Raw genomic sequence first — 18603 nt, 5'->3', positions numbered from 1 at the left:
ATGATGCGGGCCCGGTGAGCGAGACGGAGAGGTATACGCGAGGAACCGGTGTTGGACGCCTCCTAAGTGCCTCTCGTCGTTAATTCGTCGGGGGTTACGCGGCGGCAGGTAGGAACTCGTGCGCGGCGAGTCGTTTGAGTAGGGCGTCGAGGTCTCTCTTGGTGTATCGCCAGTTGAACGGACGGGCGCCGAGGTTGTAGTGCTCCTGGAAGGCGATGAGCCGGTCCTGGACATCGGCCAGGTCGTAGAAGTCGTTCGGCGTGACGACCTTGCGCTGCACGATCGAGAAATACAGCTCAACCTGGTTCAACCACGACGCGTGGATCGGTAGGTGGACCAGCGTCGCGGTGGGCCACGCCTCGGTCAGGCGATCGATAGAGGCCTGCCCGCGGTGGGAGGATCCGTTGTCCACGATCCAGAACACCCGATCCGCTGAGGCGTAGGGCTGGCTGGTCATGACCTGCTCGACCAGGCGGGCGAACGGGACCAGCCCGGTGGAGGGCTCACAGCGGCCGAACACCTTGCCGTGATGCACGTCCAACGCGGCCAAGTACGCCAAGGCGCCGCCGCGTTCGTACTCGTGCTCGACACGCATCAGCCTCGACCGGCCCGGCGGCAGGCTGGGATGGCAGCGGCACCGCGCCTGGATCGAGGTCTTCTCATCCGCGCTGATGACGAACTCGCCCCCGCCCAGCGGGCTCCCATCCCATATGCGGGCGTACAGGTCCAGCACCCTGCTGGCCTTGACGGCGAACTGTGGGTCCCGGGGGAAGATCCACGACCGGTGCCGCCAGGGCTTGATCGCATCGGCGGCCAGCCAGCGCGTCACCGTCGCCGCCGAGATGTCCTCCACGACACCGGCGGCCACCGCTTCGTCGGCCAGATCAGCGGCGCTCCACCGGGACAGTGGCACGCCACGCTCGGCCGGCAACTCACACGCGAGGGCTTTGACCTGCGCGGCCTGCACGTCGCTGAACCTGCGCGGCCGGCCAGGACGCGGCGCGTCGGCCAACCCGTCCAGCCGCCGCTGGTAGAACCGCACCCGCCATTTACGCACCGTATCCACGTGCACCCGCTGATCGGCGGCGATCACAGTGTTGCTGGCACCATCGGCTGCGGCCAGCACGATACGAGCCCGCACCACCAGCCGGTAGGAGGTCGTAGGCCGGCGGGCCAGCGCCTGCAGGACGACACGCTCGGCAGCGTCGAGCATGATCGGGTACGGGGATGACGGAGGCACCGCAACGTTGTGCCACCCGCACCGCCACGGCGCCAGCACCGACACGACGGCACAGGGGGTGGGGCAGGATGGCAGTCGTGGCCAAGCCCCCACCCGAGTCGACCAAGACCAGCCTGCGTCAACGCCTGAGCGCACACGCCCGCACCCGCTGGCCCGCCCTCACAGCCGTGCCCGTGCGGTATCACGGCATCTTCGCCTACGTCGACGGGCGGCTCGCCGACGGCACCACCCTGCCGCTGTGCCGGCTCCGCTACGGCGGCTCCGCCAGCAGGTGGGGCTTCGCGATCTACCTCGCCAGCCGCGACGCCTACCAAGACTTCGTCCTGCCCAACGGACTGCACGCCGGCAGCCCCGAAGAAGCCCTCGACTGCGCCTGCGGCCTCTACCTCAACGACCCCACCGCCTGGACACAACCCCCGACGAATTAACGACGAGAGGCACTTAGCGTTGCCGGGCGGGTGTCGGGAACCGAGGCCGCGACACTTCCGGTGTTGTCGTCCAGGTGCCAGTGCCAGGCACCGCTGCTTGGAGCGACCAGGAACCGGTAGATCTTCGGGTCCGAACTCACTCCGACGGAGTTGCGGGACTGTACGGACAGCACGTTGAGGCCGTCACGGGTGGGGGTGACCGACTCGACCGTGGTGGTGCCGACAACCTCACGGACCGACAGGTCGTCCCAGTACACGGTCTTGCCGGAGCCAATGTTGAACCCGTTGTACAGGCGGATGAACGCGTCGGTCGCCGACGACGGGACGGTCATCGCGACCGAGAGCCGCTGCCATCCGTTGGTGATGGAGGCTTTCGGGGAGGCGATCTCGGTGAACGTCGTACCAACGCCGTAGAAGGCGACCAGACGTAGGCCGCGGCTGGCGCCGGTCGCTCCGGACGGGTTCAGGCCCGTCGCGGCGGGAACGTAGACCCAGCCGGAGATTAGGTACCGTTTCCCGGCCTGCATGCCGACGCGCATGCCGCCGTAGTCGCCGCCGACCGTGGCGTAGGTGTCACCGACCGCACCGCCGGGGTTCCCGCCCGACGCCAGTGGGGTGAGCGACAACGAGTCGGTGGAGCCGTGGCCCAGGCTCGTGTTGCGTGCCAGGGCCACGTTGACCGGGTCGAAGCCGGTCACGCCGGTGGAGACCTGCTGCTGGTTGGCCGAAAGCTGTTCGGCCTGCGGGGTACCCGCCGCGACGGTGACGGCGTTGCCGCCGTTGAGTTGGTAGACGTACTCCGTCACGTTGGAACCGCTGTTCGGCCCGAACGTGAACGTGCCCGCCTGCCCAGGCCCGCCGTTCCAGGTGCCGGCCGAGGTCTCCGCGTACGGGGTGGCCGAAACGGTCGGCAGGGTCAGGTCGTCGGGAACCACCTCGAACACGAACCAGCCCGAGTAGGCGCCACAGGTCCAACTGTCGCAGGCCCTCGCCCGCCACTGGTACGTCCCCGTCGGTAACGCCCCACCCGCCGACGGCACGATCCGCCACCAACGCGCCGACCCGGACGACACACCGGTCACCGTGCTACCGGACGCCGCCAGACGCGTGGTCCCGGCGCTGTTGAACACCTCGTACTCAGCGCGCAGCACCCCGCCGTCGGGGTCGGAGACCGTCGCCCTGATCTGGGGCGTACCCGACCGCACCGCTGCCGGCGAGGCACACGACGTGTAACACGAATCGATCGCCAACCCGGTCGGCACGTTCGGGGTCCGGTTGTACACCAACTCCACGTACGGCGTGTTCGACGACGCCTCCGATGAGTTGAACTTCTTCCATCCGTTGTGATGGTTCTCGTTCGTAGCCCTCAGACCGACGTTCGCGGTGTGCGACTGGGTGTTGAAGCTGTGCTGGAACGTCTTCTTCACCGATATCTCGACGTATCGAGAGGCACAGGTCGACGAGTAGCCCCTGGTCTCATCCGAGGTGCCGTCCAACTCCCGCCACGCCGGCCAACTGTTCCACCGCACCGTGTGGTTCACGAAATCCGTACGCCACGCCTCCCAGCCCGCCTTCGTGCACGACCACGAATGCGTGGGCCACAGGTGCAGGCTTGCCGACACCACCGTCGCCCCCCAGTAGCCGCCAAGATTGTGGAAGCTGAGAAACGACCTGGCCCGGCATGGGCTGGCGCAACCCCGGAGGGCGTCGTTGCTGTAACCCAGCCTCAACTCCTTGGCCTTGGACTCGTCGCTGGAGTACGTGTTCTGCACGAACGCGTCGAACGCCGGGTTCAGGTGGACCGATGGATCGATCGTGACCGGATACTCCACCAGTGGATCGTCGAAGAACGACTCGTCCGGTGTCAGCACCAGATCTGTATCCGACCCGTTCGGCACCATCGACACATCCACGTCCGCCGCATACACGTGGTCCGACAGTTCCGGCGCCACCCGCGCATCCCACATCCGCGCCTGCGACACCACCACCGACGACTGCGACGCCGTCCGCAACCGCAACCCCGCCCCCGAAGCCGACTCCGGCACCGCCCCGTCCCCGGTACGCCACGGCATCGCGATCGACGACATGCTCCCCGCCGCGACCGCGTTCTTCACCAGGAAGTAGTACTCGTAACCACTCCTACCAACCTCGACCACCAGATCCACACCAGGCTTCACCTCGGCATAGGTCGCCTTCTGCCCATCGAGGACCGGCGCCGGCAACACACCCCGCCACCCCAACTCACTCGCATCGACCCCGGTGCCCAACTCCACCAGCGAATCCGACTCCACCCCACGCGCACCCGACAACCGCAGATGATGGGCATGCGCCTTCGGCCCCACACTGCCGTCCGGCTTGACCTCCAACGTCAGATCCACATCGACCCAGTCACCAGACGCGTCACGCGCCCGCACCGGCGCCAGATGCTGCTCCGCCCTAAACGTCCCGTCCGGCAACGCCCACACCCGCGAAATCCCCGACGTCACCGCCGTCACCTCGACCGGCTGACGAGTCCGGTACGCCAACGCCATCGCCGACGCCTCGTCCAGCTCGTCGAGCGGAGTCTGCGACTGGCCCGACGCATCGGGCGCCGGGACCGGCGGCGCCGCGACCGCAGCAGCCGACGGCAACGACAAACCAGCAACAACAAGGGCCAGGACCACCATCCCGAACGGCCACTTCGGACAACATGACGACAGCCGACCCAGCACCGAGAACCCCCGTGATCGCGGTCAAAACATTCCCAGCGACTCTAAAGATCGATACGCGCCGTGTAAATAGCGACTACATTCCGCAATCACAAATCAGGCATCACCCACCATGATCACTCTCAGGCACCTATACAAATGCGACCAGAAGAACTATTGCCCAATATCCGACCAGTTCCCCGTCAGGCACCGTACCGGGAGCCAGCGCCAGCAGGGCTCCGACGATGTCAGATGGTGACGTCGGCTGCCCGAATCCTGTCGTATGGCTATCTGCGCGGCTTCGGACACAAGTTGAACCTCGGGCCTGGCACTGCAAGATCGTCGTCGGATTCGTGTCGGCGAGTTACGAACCACGGCGCGGTGAGGTCCGGGGCTGCTCCCCTTGCCGTCGGATGGCAAGCTCATGTTCCATGATCGAGGATTTCGCTAAGGGCCATCTGCACGGCCAGCTCAGGCGGACACGTCAGACGCTGGTCTGGAAGGTCGAGGGCCTGTCCGAGTACGACGTCCGGCGTCCCTTGACAGCGACGGGGACCAACCTCCTCGGCCTGGTGAAGCACCTGGCGACCCTGGAGGCCTGGTATTTCGGTGAGGTCTTCGGCCGCCCGTACCCGGAGCCGCTGGGGCGATGGCAGGACGCGGACGGCAGCGACCTGTGGGTGACCCCGGACGAGACCCGCGAGCAGATCCTCGACTTCTATCAGCGTGCCTGGGGGCATGCGGACGTGACGATCGAAGAGCTTCCCATCGACGCGCCCGGCCACGTGCCGTGGTGGTCGCGGCCGGACGTCAAGCTGTTCAACATCATGGTCCACGTCCTTCAGGAGACCGCCCGGCATGCCGGACACGCTGACATCCTGCGTGAGCAGCTCGATGGCCGGACCGGGGTGAGGGCTGAGTACGAGGAGCAGATCGACACGGCGGCCCGGGAGGCGTACTGGGCGAAGATCGAGCGGGCTGCGCGGGAAGCGGCCGGCGGCTCGCATCATGCCGACCTATCCGACGCGGATTGCGCGGTGGCGCCGTGAGAATCCGGATCTCGTGGAGGTTCGCCCGTGAGGGCGGTCATCGTCGCGGCCGTAGGCTCCAGAGCTAGCAGCTCACGAGGGACCGAGCCCATCCGATGCAATTCCCGAGGGTTCGCGAACGACTCGGTGACCACATTCCTGACCACCGGGCAACTTCCGCAACGCGACCTCGACTGGGCGGCCGAGCCCGGCTGACGGCCGCCCGCCGGGTGCTCAGGTGCGTGGTTGGACCAGGCCGTTGTCGTACGCGAAGATGACGGCCTGGATCCGGTCCCGTGCGCCGATCTTGGCCAGGACGCGTCCGACGTGCTTCTTCACCGTTGACTCGGTGAGGCTCAAGCGTTCGGCGATCTCGGTGTTGGTGGCGCCCTGCCCGATCGCCTCGAGGACCTCCCGCTCACGCTCGCTCAGCGTGGCCAGCCGGGGATCGGTGCCGGCTGTCGGTGCCGCGTCTTGCAGGTAGGCGTCCATCAGCTTGCGGGTCAGGCTGGGCGCCACCACCGAGTCTCCGCTGGCGACGGCTCGGATGCCGGCGAGCAACTCCTCGGGGCGGGCGTCCTTGAGCAGGAAGCCGCTAGCCCCGGCTCGTAGCCCGGCGTAGACGTATTCGTCCAGGTCGAATGTGGTCAGGATCAGCACGTGGCTGCGGGAGCCGGCCGCGGTGATGCGGCGGGTGGCCTCGATGCCGTCCATGCCGGGCATGCGCACGTCCATCAGCACCACATCGGGCCGGGCCTGTTCGGCCATCCGCACCGCCTCGGCGCCGGTGGCGGCCTCGCCCACCACGGTCATGCCGGGGGTGCCCTCGAGCAGCATCTTGAAGCCCATGCGCTGCAGCGGCTGGTCGTCGGCGATCAGGACGGTGGTCACGAGGGCTCCTTGAGGACGACGTCGACGAGCCAGCCGTTCCCGGCCGGGCCGGCGGTCACCACACCGCCGTACATGGCGGCGCGTTCGCGCATGCCGAGCAGGCCGTGGCTCGGTGCGGCCGGTGCGCCACGGCCGTTGTCGCGAACGCGTACCCGTACCTCTCCGTCGCGGGCGGTGAGAGTGACCGTCGCGGACGCGCTGCGCCCCGCATGTTTCAGGGTGTTGGTGAGCGCTTCCTGAACGATGCGGTAGACCGCGAGCTGCACGCCCTTGCCGAGGGTGTGCAGCTCGCCGGAGGTGGAGTAGGTGACCGGCAGCCCGGCGGCCCGTACGCTGGGCAGCAGCCGGTCGAGGTCGTCGATGCCGGGCTGAGGACTCAGGTGAGGGTCGGCGTCTTCCTCGCGCAGTACGCCCAGCACGCGGCGCAGCTCGGACAGCGCCTGCCGGCCGGTGTCCCCGATCAGCCGGAGCGGCTCGGCGGTCTGCTCTCCCCGCGATGTCGCGAGGGCGGCGCCTCCGTCGGCCAGGCCCACGATCACTGACACGTGGTGGCCGACGATGTCGTGCATCTCGCGGGCCACCCGGGCCCGCTCGTCGGCGACGGCGAGGCGGGCCCGCTGGTCCCGCTCGACCTCCAGGCGGGCGGCGCGGTCCTCCAGAGCGACGAGGTACGCCCGGCGGGTGCGCACCGCTACACCGGACGCGGTCGCAGCCACCGTCAGGCCGAGGGCGAGGAACAACGTGAGGGTGCGGTTCTCAGTGGCCGGTCCGAAAAGGTAGATCTGGGCTGTCAGTAGCCCGAGGGTGATCCCGGACGCCCAAGCCAGCGCCCGCCCTGAACCGCGGGAGGCCACCCCGAAGAGCATCACGAGCAGGATCACTCCGGCGCCGACACCGACGTCCAGCAATGCCTCGACTGTTTCGATGGCCGCGGTGACCAGGAACGCGGGAAACGGATACCGCCGCCGCCAGTACAGCGCCGGCAGCAGGACCAGCGTTGCGATCGTCGCCGATAAGGGCTTCTCGATCAGGTCTGGAATGCTGAAGAGCACGATCGGTACGGCCACCAAGGTGTCCATGACCCACGGGCGGCGGCGGTCGAAGGCCCGCAGCCGTGCCTGCCGGTCCACCAGCCATCCCTGCGTGCTCATCAGCCGATTCTCCCCTGCGCGCCGTTAAGCGTCGGTCTTCTTGAGCCCGTACGCCGCCGCGGCGAGTGTCACGATCACATATCCGGCGAAGACCACGAGACCGGTCCACGGCGCCAGGGTGCCGTCCGCGGGGGTCAGTGCCATCACGGCGCTGCCCGCGTTGCTCGGCAGGTACGGGGTGATGGCCTCGGAGATCGAGGCCGGCAGCAGCACGGCCAGACCGGGCACGATGAGCAGCACGCCGGCCAGGATCGTGATGGCGCCCGCGCTGGAGCGTACGAGCATGCCGAGGGCGACGCCGAGCACCGCGACCAGGGCCAGATAGAGGCCGGCGCCGAGAAGGGTGCGAAGCACGCCGTCGTCTCCGAGGCCCAGGCCGCCGACCTTGTCGTTGAGCACGGCCGACCCCAGTGCGAAGGCGGCGAAGGCGGCTGCGGTCATCGTGACGAAGGCGGCTGCCCCGGCCACCAGGCTCTTCGACCACAGCACCGGCAATCGGCGTGGCACCGCGGCGAGGGTCGCCCGGATCATGCCGGTGGTGTATTCGCTCGCCCCCAGCAGCGCGCCGAGCGCGCCGACGGACAGGGCGGCCAGGATGCTGCCGGACAGGGCCAGGTCGATCGGGGTCATGCCGTCGCCCGAGAAGGAAGCCGAGGCGATCATGCCGAAGGCGATCAGGAGGACGGCCGAGATGCCGGTCGTGATCCAGGTGGAGCGCAGCGAGGAGAACTTGGTCCATTCGGCGGCGACGACGCCACCAGCAGTGATCTTCATCGGGCGGCCTCGTATTCGACAGCGTCGCGGGTCAGGTCCATGAACGCCTCTTCGAGGGAGGCGTTCTGTGGGGTGAGCTCGAACAGGGGGATGCCACGGGTGGCCGCGGCCAGCCCGATCTCGCGGGCGGTGGCGCCGGTGACGAACAGTTCCTCGGCGCCGGTCGAGGTGAGAGTGACGCCCGGGCCGGTGATCACCGCGCGCAGCGCGTCGGGGACGGCGGTGACGACCCGGACGCCTTCGGTGGTCACGAAGTTGGCTACGGTGGTGTCGGCCAGCAGTTTGCCCCGGCCGACGATGACCAGGTGGTCCGCGATCAGCGAGACCTCGCTCATCAGGTGCGAGGACAGCATCACGGTGCGGCCCTCGGCGGCCAGGCCGGTGAGCAGGTTGCGCACCCAGAGGACACCCTCCGGGTCGAGTCCGTTGACCGGCTCGTCGAGCATCACCACGGCCGGGTCGCCGAGCAGCGCGGCGGCGATGCCGAGCCGCTGGCCCATGCCGAGGGAGAAGGCGCCGACCCGCTTGTGGGCGACGGCCGAGAGGCCGGCCAGGTCGAGCACCTCGTCGACGCGCGAACGCGGGATGCCGTGCGTGCGGGCCAGGGCGAGCAGGTGGCTGACCGCCGTGCGGCCGGGGTGCACGGCCTTGGCTTCGAGCAGCACGCCGATCTCGCGCAGCGGGGCCTTCGACGACACGTACGGCTTGCCGTTGACCAGCACGTCACCGGAGGTCGGCGCAGTGAGGCCGACGATCATCCGCATGGTCGTCGACTTGCCGGCGCCGTTGGGGCCGAGGAACCCGGTGACCTGACCGGGCTTCGCGGTGAACGACAGGTGGTCAACGACCGTCTTCGCGCCGTACCGCTTGGTTACTTCGCGTACCTGAATCATGCTCACCACGTTAGGGTCGCGTAGCGCCGAGACCGTGGTACCGCAGTCGGCTCTTCGAGGCGGCCGATGGTACTGCGGTACCACCGGCAGCCTGGTCAGATCCGGTTCTTCCCATGCAGCGAACGGCGCCACGGAAAGCGGTCCGGTGCCGCCGACGCCTGCCGCCACGCCGCCTCACCCGTCAACACAGAACCGTCCGGCGCAACCCACACCCCGCCGGCCAACACCGAGAAGCCATCGAACATCAACGGCAACGAACGCCCGTCCCGCCAGACCAGCACTGCGGTTCTGGCTGCGGTCGGGCAGTGCGTTGCGGCCACCAGGCACCAGGTCGAGGCAGCGATGGCCGGGGCAAAATCGACCGGTAGCTCGGGTGAATGGTCGCGGTCGCCCACAGCACCGCCGGAGTCGACCGCAGAGCCTCCGGACACACCGGTCGCTCACGGTGGTGACGCCCCTGATGAACCGGCCGTTGGTTGGAGTTCAACGGTCGATGGCCAGCGGCTCGCAGCGTCGCTCCCGGCTTTCGGCGGACGCGGGTCGAAGACCCGCGGCCTGCTGGTCGGCCCCGACCTGAACGAACAACCACTGATCAGCGAAGAGAACTGCAAACCAAGGCACTCGCCGCCCGGGTCGGGCTCGCGAGGTCCTGGGCTGCCGAGACCCACGTCGAGGCGCACGCCGCCGAAACGATGGACCGGTTCGGATTGCGGGAGGCGGTGCTGGCGGTCAACAAGAGGCCATGCCCCGGCATGCAGGGCTGTGACCGCCTGCTCCCCCGGCTACTACCGGCCGGCGCCCAGCTGACGGTGTACGGTCCTGACGGATTCCGCAAAACGTACAACGGACCGGAGGAGAATCACGGTGGCAGACCAGACCGTCGAGGTCATCTTCACTGAGGAAGAGGACCCCGTCGTGGTGTCGACCATCGCCGAACTGGATGCGGTGCTCGATCGCGTCACCGCCGAAACCTCACCCGACACGCCGCCCCTGATCGCCCTCGACATGCCGGCACGAGAGCGCAGCCTGACGGTCGGGGTACGAGGCGCCGTCGGTGTGCTGAACTACGTGGATCTCACCACCGGCGACGGATACGCCAGCAAGGGAACAGCCACCGACGCGCCGACCCCGCCATACTTCTACTGCGGCACCTGGACCGGCATCACCGCAGGCGCCGAAATCCCGATCGAACAGGTACGGGCAGCCGCACGGGAGTTCCTGACCACCGGCGACCGCCCCACCTGCATCAGCCGGCTACCCGGAAATGGCCGAACTCCGCGCCCAGCGCCCTGTGATCCTCCAGGCCGTGTCCGCCTTCCTGCACGACCCTGACCCTGCCACCCGGCATGCGGCCGCCATTGCGGCCGCACTGCTCCTCGACAGTCCCGACCTGATCCGCCGACCGGACCTTCTTTCCTTGATACAGGCCGCATCAGCCGAAGCCACTGATGAGCGCCAGCGTGAGCGCGCCGCCGACATTCTTGATGCCTGTGCCACACAGACTGGAAACGCGACACGATGTGGGAGCGACCCGTGGAGTGCTCGTCCATCCCATAGAGGGTAGCGGCTGGCACTCATAGAACCCGCGCTGTTGCCATTGGCGTACCCGGAGACCGAACTGGACGTGGTGACCCTGGCCGAGTCGGACGCCGCCGCCGCTATCGCCGCCGTCGAGGCCGGCACAATCGACGCGACATTCCGGCCCCCTCCCTTGCCGCCCGGACAGCTGCCCCCGGACATCCGCGCCGCGCGTGTCCCGGACGGCCCGCACCCACTCGCCGCCGCCTGTCACGTCACCATCGCCGACCTGTCCGGCCTGCGGATCTGGATCCCCGAGGGTATCCGGGTGATCTCGCTGTTCCCGCCGGACTTCGTGCAGGACGGGCCACGGCAGGCCAGCGGCGACCTGACCGCCCGGTCGGTCGTCGACTGCGTCCTGTTCGCGATCGGCCAACCACGGGACTGCTTCATCCGCGAGTTCTACTTCGAACAGGTCCAGCCCGGTGTTGCGATGATCGACCGATGAGCTTGTGGGACGAGTTGGGTGCCGAGGAACGCACCGTCATGCAGAACGCGATCGAAGAGGCGTGGCTCTGCCACGTCATCGGTGACCACCTCGGTCATGCCTCGGCCGGCGGTGCGGTCTGGACGTTCGGCACCGACGAGGAGGCCATCAGGGCACTGATTCCGCGTTTCGCCGCGATCACCAAAGGCCTGGTCGTCCGGGGTCTGATCGAACTCATCCCCACCGAGCGCTACGACGACTGGCCGGAGCACGTGCCGATGACCGAGGCGGAGATCGATACGGCCCTCGCCGACCCCGGCACCTGGGTGTCCGTTCACGCCACGGGTCCGATCATGGTGATGACCACCGACCACGCGGACCGCCACCTCGGCCGATGACAGGATGGCGAGATCGCCGCGATCCGATGGATCGAATCGGACGGTCGGTGAGTGCGGAAGTCGCCGTTCCGGACCGGGACCCGGCCACGCTCGGCCTGCGGCTGCACGCGTTACGCACCGCGCGCGGCCTCACCCAACGGGAGCTGGCCGAACCGCGCTACACCGCGGCCTACGTCTCGTCCGTGGAGAGCGGTCGGCGGATGCCCTCCGGTGACGCACTCACCCATTTCGCCGACCGGCTCGGCGTACCGGCCACCGAGCTGGCCACGGGACGCTCTCCCGCCGAGGCCGTACGGGCAGACCTGGCACTGACCGAGGCGGACCGCACGGCCGCACACGATCCGGCCGGCGCGGAACACGTCTACCGGCGAGCGGCGACCGGCGCCGACGATCCAGAACAGGTCGCACGTGGCTGGCTCGGGCTGGGCCGCCTCGCACTGCTCCAAGGGGATCCACAGACCGCCGAACGCCACTTCGAACGGGCCGAACCACCAGAGAATGCCCCGCCGTGGCTACGCGCCGACGCCACCGCCGGGCGGGCCGCCACGCTGCGGCAACGAGGCGAACACCGGTACGCCGCGTACCTACTTGCCAACACCCGGGACGACCTGGTTCGGGCCGGACTGCCGGATCCGATCGCACTACTCGTCCTGCACACCGAACTCGCGGTCTGCCACGGCGAACTCGGCGACGAGGACGCCGCCGCGAGCGCCGCCACCACCCTGCTTCTAGCCAACCTGCTCGAGAAACAGGGCCGGGCAGACGAGGCCATCGACCTACTTCGCACCGCGCTGGCCAGGGTGGAGCAACTCGCCGCAGAGATCGGCACGGGCAGCACCACCCGGTGCGGTAACGGACCGCGCGGCTACGACACCGGCAAAGAGTGAACGACCGCGGGCGCCACATCGTCGTGGACACCACCGGCCTGCTGCTGATCATCCGAACGGACGGGGCATCCGGGACACGACCGCTTGCCGACCCACTCTGATCAGCATTTACATGCAGACGAGGGAGTCGGGCATACGCAAGACAGGATTGTGTCAGGTTAGCGACAGTCCAGGGATGTCGTCGCCGGTAATTCCGTCGCCGCCGCATCGGTAATACGATGGTCGCATGTCATCAAAGGTCTCGATTGTCGCCATGGACCACAACCCCGGTCCCGGCCCGAGAGCCGGCGTCGACGTGACCTTTCTGCCGCTCGCCGAGGACGACGGCGTGCCGGTCTATCCTGAATCGACTCCGGTACTGATGCAGGAACTAGTGGCCACGGGACTGGTGGTGGATACCTGGCATCCCGCCTCGGAATGCGATTTCGCCTCGTCGCGCGGTCTGGTGACCGACACGCTGCTCCAGATCGGTATCGGAATCGGCTCGTCCGCCGGATGGTACGCCTTGCAGTCGATGCTGCGCCGACGCACCGGGCAGGTCAGCGTACGCGCGATTTTCGATGACGGTGTCCAGCGACGAGGCGTGGAGGTGACCGGAGAGGCGGCCGACGTCGTCGAGGTGCTGGACAGGCTTGACCCGTTCAGGTCGGAGCCTTCCTGATGGCGCCCTGCCGCAGCGCCCCGCCGAGGTCTCGCCCGTGAGCGATCTGGCGAGGAGCGTACGTGAGCCGTCGCGGCAGTATTCGACGGCGGTGGCGGAGGAACGCCTCAGACTCGTCAAACAGGTCGCGGCCGCGATGGAGGCGTCGTCGGTCATCCGCGACCCGAACAGCCGACAGTTGCTGCTTCAAGAGTTGAGCCATGCGTTGGGCGGCGCCGTGGGCTACCGGGAACTGGGTCTGCTACGGCCCCAGATCGTCGAGCTGGTGACGGTGTGCGTGGACCGCCCGGGCGGGCTGCGCTGCCTCGTGGAATGTCTGGAGTTGCTCGAGCCGGGCAGCGAGCACACGACCGAGCTGCTGCGACTGGCGGACGAGTGGCAGGTGGTCGAGTTGTTCGCCGATTACGACATCTCCTGGCTGCGGGGCCTGCTGTCCACGGTCGAGGTGACCCGTGATCTGCGGCGGTTCGTCACCGAGACCCGCGCGGTCCCCGCCCCGCTGAGGTGCAAGAACGCCTGGGATCTCTTCACCCACCTGGCGTCGACCAACTCACAAGGTGAGACGCCAGCGTGGCTGGGGCTGCTCGCAAAGTTGGTGCCGGCGGTGCCGGAGGCGTCGCTGGACCGGATGCGGGAGTTCGTCGCGCAGCTGGCCAAGGACTGGGGGTTCACGGAGCAGTTGGAGGTGGCCCCGACGAATCCTCCCGCGGCCGTCGGCACCGGATACCTCGTGATCCAGTTCGAGAAGTACGGTGGCGACGACGACACCTACATCATGTCGCACTGGTACCAGTGGGCGTCTGCGGTCTGGCAGCCCCTCCGCGGTGAGGACCGGCACGTGCCGTACGGAGAACTCGAGGCAGCCGTCGACCGGGTCATAAACGAGATCGAGCGCCGTTGGTCGGATCAGGCCGGTGCCGTGACCATCGAATTCGTCCTGCCCTGGCAGCTGATCAACGAACCGGTCGACACCTGGCGCAAGGAACTCCACTCACTGATGCCAAGTCCCCTGACCACGGAGTATCCCCTGGTGATCAGGAGCCTGGAACGCATCCGCGCCAGCCAGTGGCACCGTGTGTGGCGCAGTCGATGGCAGGGCCTCGCCAGTCGCGGCAGCGAACGGAAGCTGATTCACTGCGCCTCGGGGCACCATGTCGACGTCCAGCTCGAGGCGACCCTCAGACGCGAGAGCGGCGTCGTGGTGCTGGTGCTCAGCGAGTCACCGACTGTGGATAGCGTCGGAGAGCGGCAGTTGCTTGTCGGGCTACGGTCCGGGGTACCGGCCATCGTCTGGCATCGCAACCGGTCGTCCACAAGGGATGTGTGCGACACTGTCGCGTCGATGGTCGGTGATCGCGCGACAGGCGCTGGAGTGATCGAGCTTCCGTGGCGTTTCGCGGAAGTGCGGCAGTTGGCGTGGAGCGAGGACCCCAAAGGGCTCGACCAGCACATCGGACACGGATTTGTGATCTTGTTTGATGATCCGGATCGGCAGCCAGGAGGAGCGGTCTTCGCCGACGGCGACAGGCGAAGGGTCCTTGCATGAGCGGCAACGGCCACGGGATGTGGGCCGCCGACGACCGGTATCCACGCCGGACGGGCGGCAGCGTCACCGGCCGGCACCGTGGCGCCCGATCGTCGGAGCCCGCGTCGGCGACGGCGGATCCGCGATGAGCCGAGCAGTGCCTGCGATCTCCGCACCCGCCGGCCGACGGGCAAACGACTCACCGGTGGAGCCGGCGGAGCAAGGCCGGGATCTCGTCGTGGTCGTCGATGACGATCCGGTGATGGAGTTCTGGGCCGACGAGATCTCGACCTTCATCGCGGTACTACGAGCCCAGCGCGTTTTCACCTCCGTCGAGGTCAGACGTACCAGTGTCGAGGGCGGTGTCTTGCGGGTGACCGGTGACCGCGAGGCTGCCGACGTTCCGCCCGAGAGTCTGATTGATCCCACAGGGCGGCGGGTCGTCTTCCTGCTGACCCACGGCGGGTCCGATGCCTGGCGGGGCGGACTCATCCGCCCCGTGCTCGTCTCGTGGGCAGCCGGTATGACCGTTGCCGTGGTCCATCTGCTACCCCAACAGCGGTGGCGCGACCGGGGCATGGAGACCACCGAGGTGGCATGGAGCCTGGAAGGTCCGGGTCCGGCGACCTCTCGGTCGTGGCGGGTGAGCGGTCTGGATCTCCGTCCCTCCGACGAGCGGGACGAGGCCCGGCTGACGGCGGTGCCGGTCATCGAGCGCGGCACGGACTGGTTGCGACGGTGGAGCCGGCTGCTGGCCGGGCCGGCAACGGGCGAACTGCGGATGCCGGCACTCTTGCTGCCGCCCGGCGGGTTGGCGGGCAGCCGCCCCGGCCGAGCGGTTTCGGTTCAGGATCTCGTCGCCCGGTTCCGGGCCAGCGTGTCACCGGCGGCGTTCACGCTGGCGACACGGCTGGCCGCCGCTCCGCTCAACGTCGCCGTCGTGCGCGCCGTGGCGAGGACGGTGATCCGATCGGGGCCGGATCAGCTGACCGAGGTGCTGACGAGCGATCTGGTGCAGCCGGTTCGGCACGCGGCGGCGACAGGCGGCGCCCGCATCGGCTACGAATTCGTGCACGGTGTCCGCGAGCGACTCCTCGCGCTCGGGTACCGCGACCGCACGGTCGAGGTCCAGCACATCGTGGAGTACGAGCTCGCGCACGACGTGCAGGCGGTACGCAATCTGACCCTTCGCGTCAAGGATCCGCAGAACGCCTCGTACGAGCGGGTCACTCCGGCCGCCGAACCGTACCTACGGGTCGAGTTGGCTGTTCACCTCTCGCTGGGCGGGCCGAACCTCGTCGCGGCCGCACGGCTGGGCCAGGCGCTCGGCTCTCCTATCCCACGGCAGGTACGTCGAGTACTGCAGCCACCATCCGTTACCGCTCACAGGACCATGGAGTCCGGAATGTCTGACAGAGAGAACTCGCCGGCCCCGGGGGTCTCGTTCGGTTCCGCAGCACACGTCATGCTGGATGCCGAGCCGGGCATCTCGGGCAGGGCTCCGATCGACGATCTGCGGACCGTACCGCGGCTCGACGGGCCTTCGCCGGCTGTCGTCGGCAACCTGCCGCTCCGGAACGCGAACTTCACCGGCCGGCGTGAACTGCTCGACTCCTTGCACCAGCGCCTGCGTGCCGGCACCACCGCAGTGCTGCCGGAGGCGTTGCACGGCTCCGGCGGAGTGGGCAAGTCGCAACTCGTCATCGAGTACGTCTACCTTCATCAGCAGGATTTCGACCTCATCTGGTGGATCCCGGCCGAGCGGCCGGCGCAGATCCAGTCCGCGCTGGTGGAGTTGGCGGCGCGCCTGGCCCTGCCGGTCCCGTCGACCGCCAACACGGCGGTGCCGGCGGTGCTTGAGGCGTTGCGGGTCGGACGCCCGTACTCCAACTGGCTACTGATCTTCGACAACGCCGAGGATCCGCACGACGTCGAGCAGTTCTTCCCCAAGGGCGGCCCCGGAAGCATCGTCGTCACCTCCCGCAACGGCGCGTGGCGGGGCATCGCGAACAGTCTTCCGGTCGACGTGTTCGAGCGGCGGGAGAGCATCGATCTGCTTCGCCGTCGGGGGCCGGACCTGGCCGTCGACGACGCTGACCGGCTCGCCGCGGCCCTGGGTGACCTTCCCCTGGCCATCGAGCAGGCGGCGGCCTGGCGTGCCGAGACGAGGATGCCAACCGACGAGTACCTGGAACTCCTCGACGCCAGCCGTCCGATCCTCGATGACGAGACCGCGCAGCAGGACTACCCGGAACTTGTCGCCGCGGCATGGAACGTGTCCCTCAACTGGCTGCGCGACCAGGACCTGTCGGCCCTCCGGTTGTTGCAGGTGTGCTCATTCTTCGCGCCCGAGCCGATCGGCAAGGTGCTCCTGTCGAAGCCACGCGCGCTGCACATCCATCCCGACCTCGATCCCCTGGTCCGCAACCCGATCCGTCTCAACCGGGCGATCCGTACGGTCGGCCGCCTCTCGCTGGCGAGAATCGACCACCGGACGAATTCCTTCCAGATGCACCGCCTCGTCCAACGCGTACTGATCAACCAGATGGATCCGGAAGACCGCGAAGCCCTCCGGCACGGCGCCCACATGTTGCTGGCCGGCAACGACCCCGACCAGCCTGACGACGCTGACCACTGGCCGCGGTACGCCGAGTTGTACCCGCACATCGTCGCCTCCGGTGCGGAGCAGTGCGCGAACGAACTGGTGCGCGACATGGTGCTGAACGAGGCGAAGTACCTGTGGCGGTGGGGGGACCACCTGGGTGCACGTGATCTTTCGCAGCGGGCATGGACGGCCTGGACCGCAGACGGCGGGGGTGCCGACCCGGACAGTCTCCGGATGGCGAGCTGGCTCGGTTTCATGCATTTCGTCGTCGGTGACTACGCCGCCGCGGCCGCACTGAACGCCCAGACGCTCGAACTCTACCGACAGACCCTCGGCGACGAGCGGGAGGAGACCCTGGACGCCATCGGTGCCGTGGCCGCCGACCACCGGGTCGCAGGTGACTTCGCCGGTGCGCTGGACCGCTCGCTCGTCGTCTACGAACAGGCGAAGCAGAACTTCGGTGAGGAGGAGCCGTTCACGCTGCGCGCCGCCCACAATCTCGCGGTGAGCATGCGGCTGTCCGGCCTGTTCGGACGGGCTCTCCAACTCGACGAGCAGACCTACCAGCGTCTCGTGCAGATCTACGGCACCGACCACCCGGACAGCCTCAGCACCTTCGGCGGCATCAACCTGGACCGACGGGAACTCGGCGACTACATCGCGGCGCACGCGAACCAGGAGAACGTCGTCGCCATGGCCCGCCGGATGCTGAAGTACGACGACCACCCGGATCTGCTGCGGCAGAGCCACATGCTGGCGAGTTTCCGGCGCAAGGCCGGTCACCACCACGACGCGCTCGACCTGTCCAGCAACGTGCTGCGCCGCTTCCGTACGCGCTACGGCGACAACCATCCCGACACCGTGCTCGCCACGCTGACCTTCTCCATCGACCAGCGGATGACCGGCGATCTGCGCGCAGCCAGGGAGGCGGCGGAGGTGGCGGTGGAGGGCCTGCGCCGGCTGTACGGCGAGGACCATCCGCATACGGCCGGTGCGCAGGTAGACCTGGCGGTGACGCTTCGTCTGCTCGGAGAGTGCGAACAGGCCCGGGAGCTCGACCAGGTGGCATTGGAGCGGCTGACCAGCCGGCTTGGTCCGTCGCATGCCCTGGTGCTGGCCGCCCGGATCGACCTCGCGAGCGACCACTACGAACTCGGCGCCTACGAGGATGCCCACGCCCTTGACGCAGATACCCTCACGCAGTGTCGTCAGGTCCTCGGCAATACCCACCCGACCACGCTCGTGTGCGCTCTGAACCTCGCCATGGATCTGCGGGAACTCGGGCGCGATTCTGAGGCGGGCAGGTTGTTCGACTCGAACCTCGAGCAGTTGCGGCAGGCCCTCGGCTTCCGGCACCCGGCGGTCGCGGCGGCCGGTGCCGGCGTACGGGCCAACTGCGACATCGACCCGCTCCCCCTGTAGCGGCACAA

16 protein-coding genes and 1 pseudogene are annotated in these 18603 nt (G+C 68.2%); 10 read left to right on the top strand and 7 right to left on the bottom strand.

Translation table 11 applies throughout. The features are described from left to right. Nucleotides 1–94: 94 nt before the first annotated feature. Nucleotides 95–1213, bottom strand: coding sequence for an IS630 family transposase (locus QCD66_RS16255; protein WP_375737351.1), 1119 nt, complete (start codon nt 1211–1213; stop codon nt 95–97). A 104-nt stretch (nt 1214–1317) separates the two neighbouring features. Between QCD66_RS16255 and QCD66_RS16250 the strand changes: the two genes are divergently transcribed. Continuing rightward, nucleotides 1318–1668: a hypothetical protein gene (locus QCD66_RS16250; protein ID WP_407566987.1), complete on the top strand. Its 351-nt coding sequence runs from the start codon at nt 1318–1320 to the stop codon at nt 1666–1668. Here QCD66_RS16250 and QCD66_RS16245 read toward each other — a convergent pair. After that, the gene (locus QCD66_RS16245; protein WP_407567184.1) at nt 1665–4379 is read right to left on the bottom strand and encodes a DNRLRE domain-containing protein; all 2715 of its coding nucleotides are present in this window, start codon (nt 4377–4379) and stop codon (nt 1665–1667) included. The two genes, QCD66_RS16250 and QCD66_RS16245, sit on opposite strands and share 4 nt — an antisense overlap. Nucleotides 4380–4786: 407 nt before the next feature. Between QCD66_RS16245 and QCD66_RS16240 the strand changes: the two genes are divergently transcribed. Beyond that, the gene (locus QCD66_RS16240; RefSeq protein ID WP_375733807.1) at nt 4787–5404 is read left to right on the top strand and encodes a DinB family protein; all 618 of its coding nucleotides are present in this window, start codon (nt 4787–4789) and stop codon (nt 5402–5404) included. 213 nt (nt 5405–5617) lie between these two features. On the opposite strand, the gene QCD66_RS16235 is transcribed toward QCD66_RS16240, so the two are convergent. The 5 genes from QCD66_RS16235 to QCD66_RS16215 all read right to left on the bottom strand — a co-directional run bounded on the left by QCD66_RS16235 (nt 5618) and on the right by QCD66_RS16215 (nt 9487). Continuing rightward, nucleotides 5618–6274, bottom strand: a complete 657-nt coding sequence (locus tag QCD66_RS16235) for a response regulator transcription factor (protein ID WP_364220502.1) — start codon at nt 6272–6274, stop codon at nt 5618–5620. After that, complete coding sequence (locus QCD66_RS16230; protein ID WP_364220505.1) at nt 6271–7425, bottom strand: histidine kinase; 1155 nt, start codon at nt 7423–7425, stop codon at nt 6271–6273. Before QCD66_RS16230 ends, QCD66_RS16235 begins: the two co-directional genes overlap by 4 nt. Before the next feature lie 24 nt (nt 7426–7449). Then, nucleotides 7450–8199, bottom strand: a complete 750-nt coding sequence (locus QCD66_RS16225; protein ID WP_344142592.1) for an ABC transporter permease — start codon at nt 8197–8199, stop codon at nt 7450–7452. Further along, complete coding sequence (locus tag QCD66_RS16220; protein WP_357538637.1) at nt 8196–9092, bottom strand: ABC transporter ATP-binding protein; 897 nt, start codon at nt 9090–9092, stop codon at nt 8196–8198. The genes QCD66_RS16225 and QCD66_RS16220 overlap by 4 nt, the downstream gene beginning before the upstream one ends. 95 nt (nt 9093–9187) lie before the next feature. Further along, nucleotides 9188–9487, bottom strand: coding sequence for a hypothetical protein (locus QCD66_RS16215; protein WP_375733808.1), 300 nt, complete (start codon nt 9485–9487; stop codon nt 9188–9190). An 81-nt stretch (nt 9488–9568) separates the two neighbouring features. Here QCD66_RS16215 and QCD66_RS16210 point away from each other — a divergent pair, with 81 nt between their 5' ends. From QCD66_RS16210 to fxsT, 8 genes and pseudogenes are all read left to right on the top strand, one after another. Then, nucleotides 9569–9991, top strand: a complete 423-nt coding sequence (locus tag QCD66_RS16210; protein WP_375733809.1) for a DddA-like double-stranded DNA deaminase toxin — start codon at nt 9569–9571, stop codon at nt 9989–9991. After that, the gene (locus tag QCD66_RS16205) at nt 9957–10424 is read left to right on the top strand and encodes an Imm1 family immunity protein (RefSeq protein ID WP_364220516.1); all 468 of its coding nucleotides are present in this window, start codon (nt 9957–9959) and stop codon (nt 10422–10424) included. The genes QCD66_RS16210 and QCD66_RS16205 overlap by 35 nt, the downstream gene beginning before the upstream one ends. 502 nt (nt 10425–10926) lie before the next feature. Next, nucleotides 10927–11118, top strand: a pseudogene (locus tag QCD66_RS16200) (hypothetical protein); the annotation flags it as partial. Continuing rightward, on the top strand, nt 11115–11495 hold the full coding sequence (locus tag QCD66_RS16195; protein WP_375733810.1) for a hypothetical protein: 381 nt from the start codon (nt 11115–11117) through the stop codon (nt 11493–11495). The pseudogene QCD66_RS16200 and the gene QCD66_RS16195, both read left to right, overlap by 4 nt. A 47-nt stretch (nt 11496–11542) precedes the next feature. Then, nucleotides 11543–12382 (top strand): helix-turn-helix domain-containing protein, encoded by an 840-nt coding sequence (locus QCD66_RS16190; protein ID WP_375733811.1) that lies wholly within the window; start codon nt 11543–11545, stop codon nt 12380–12382. A 226-nt stretch (nt 12383–12608) separates the two neighbouring features. Continuing rightward, nucleotides 12609–13043, top strand: a complete 435-nt coding sequence (locus QCD66_RS16185; RefSeq protein WP_375733812.1) for a hypothetical protein — start codon at nt 12609–12611, stop codon at nt 13041–13043. A gap of 37 nt (nt 13044–13080) precedes the next feature. Then, on the top strand, nt 13081–14589 hold the full coding sequence (locus QCD66_RS16180; protein ID WP_375733813.1) for an effector-associated domain 2-containing protein: 1509 nt from the start codon (nt 13081–13083) through the stop codon (nt 14587–14589). After that, nucleotides 14522–18595 carry an FxSxx-COOH system tetratricopeptide repeat protein gene (gene fxsT / locus QCD66_RS16175; RefSeq protein WP_407567183.1) on the top strand — a complete coding sequence of 1358 codons (4074 nt, stop codon included), beginning with the start codon at nt 14522–14524 and terminating at the stop codon, nt 18593–18595. Before QCD66_RS16180 ends, fxsT begins: the two co-directional genes overlap by 68 nt. The last annotated feature ends 8 nt before the right edge of the window (nt 18596–18603 follow it).

Source organism: Polymorphospora sp. A560, from assembly GCF_045781765.1.
Taxonomy (GTDB): domain Bacteria; phylum Actinomycetota; class Actinomycetes; order Mycobacteriales; family Micromonosporaceae; genus Polymorphospora; species Polymorphospora lycopeni.
This window is presented reverse-complemented; position numbering and strand designations above follow the sequence as displayed.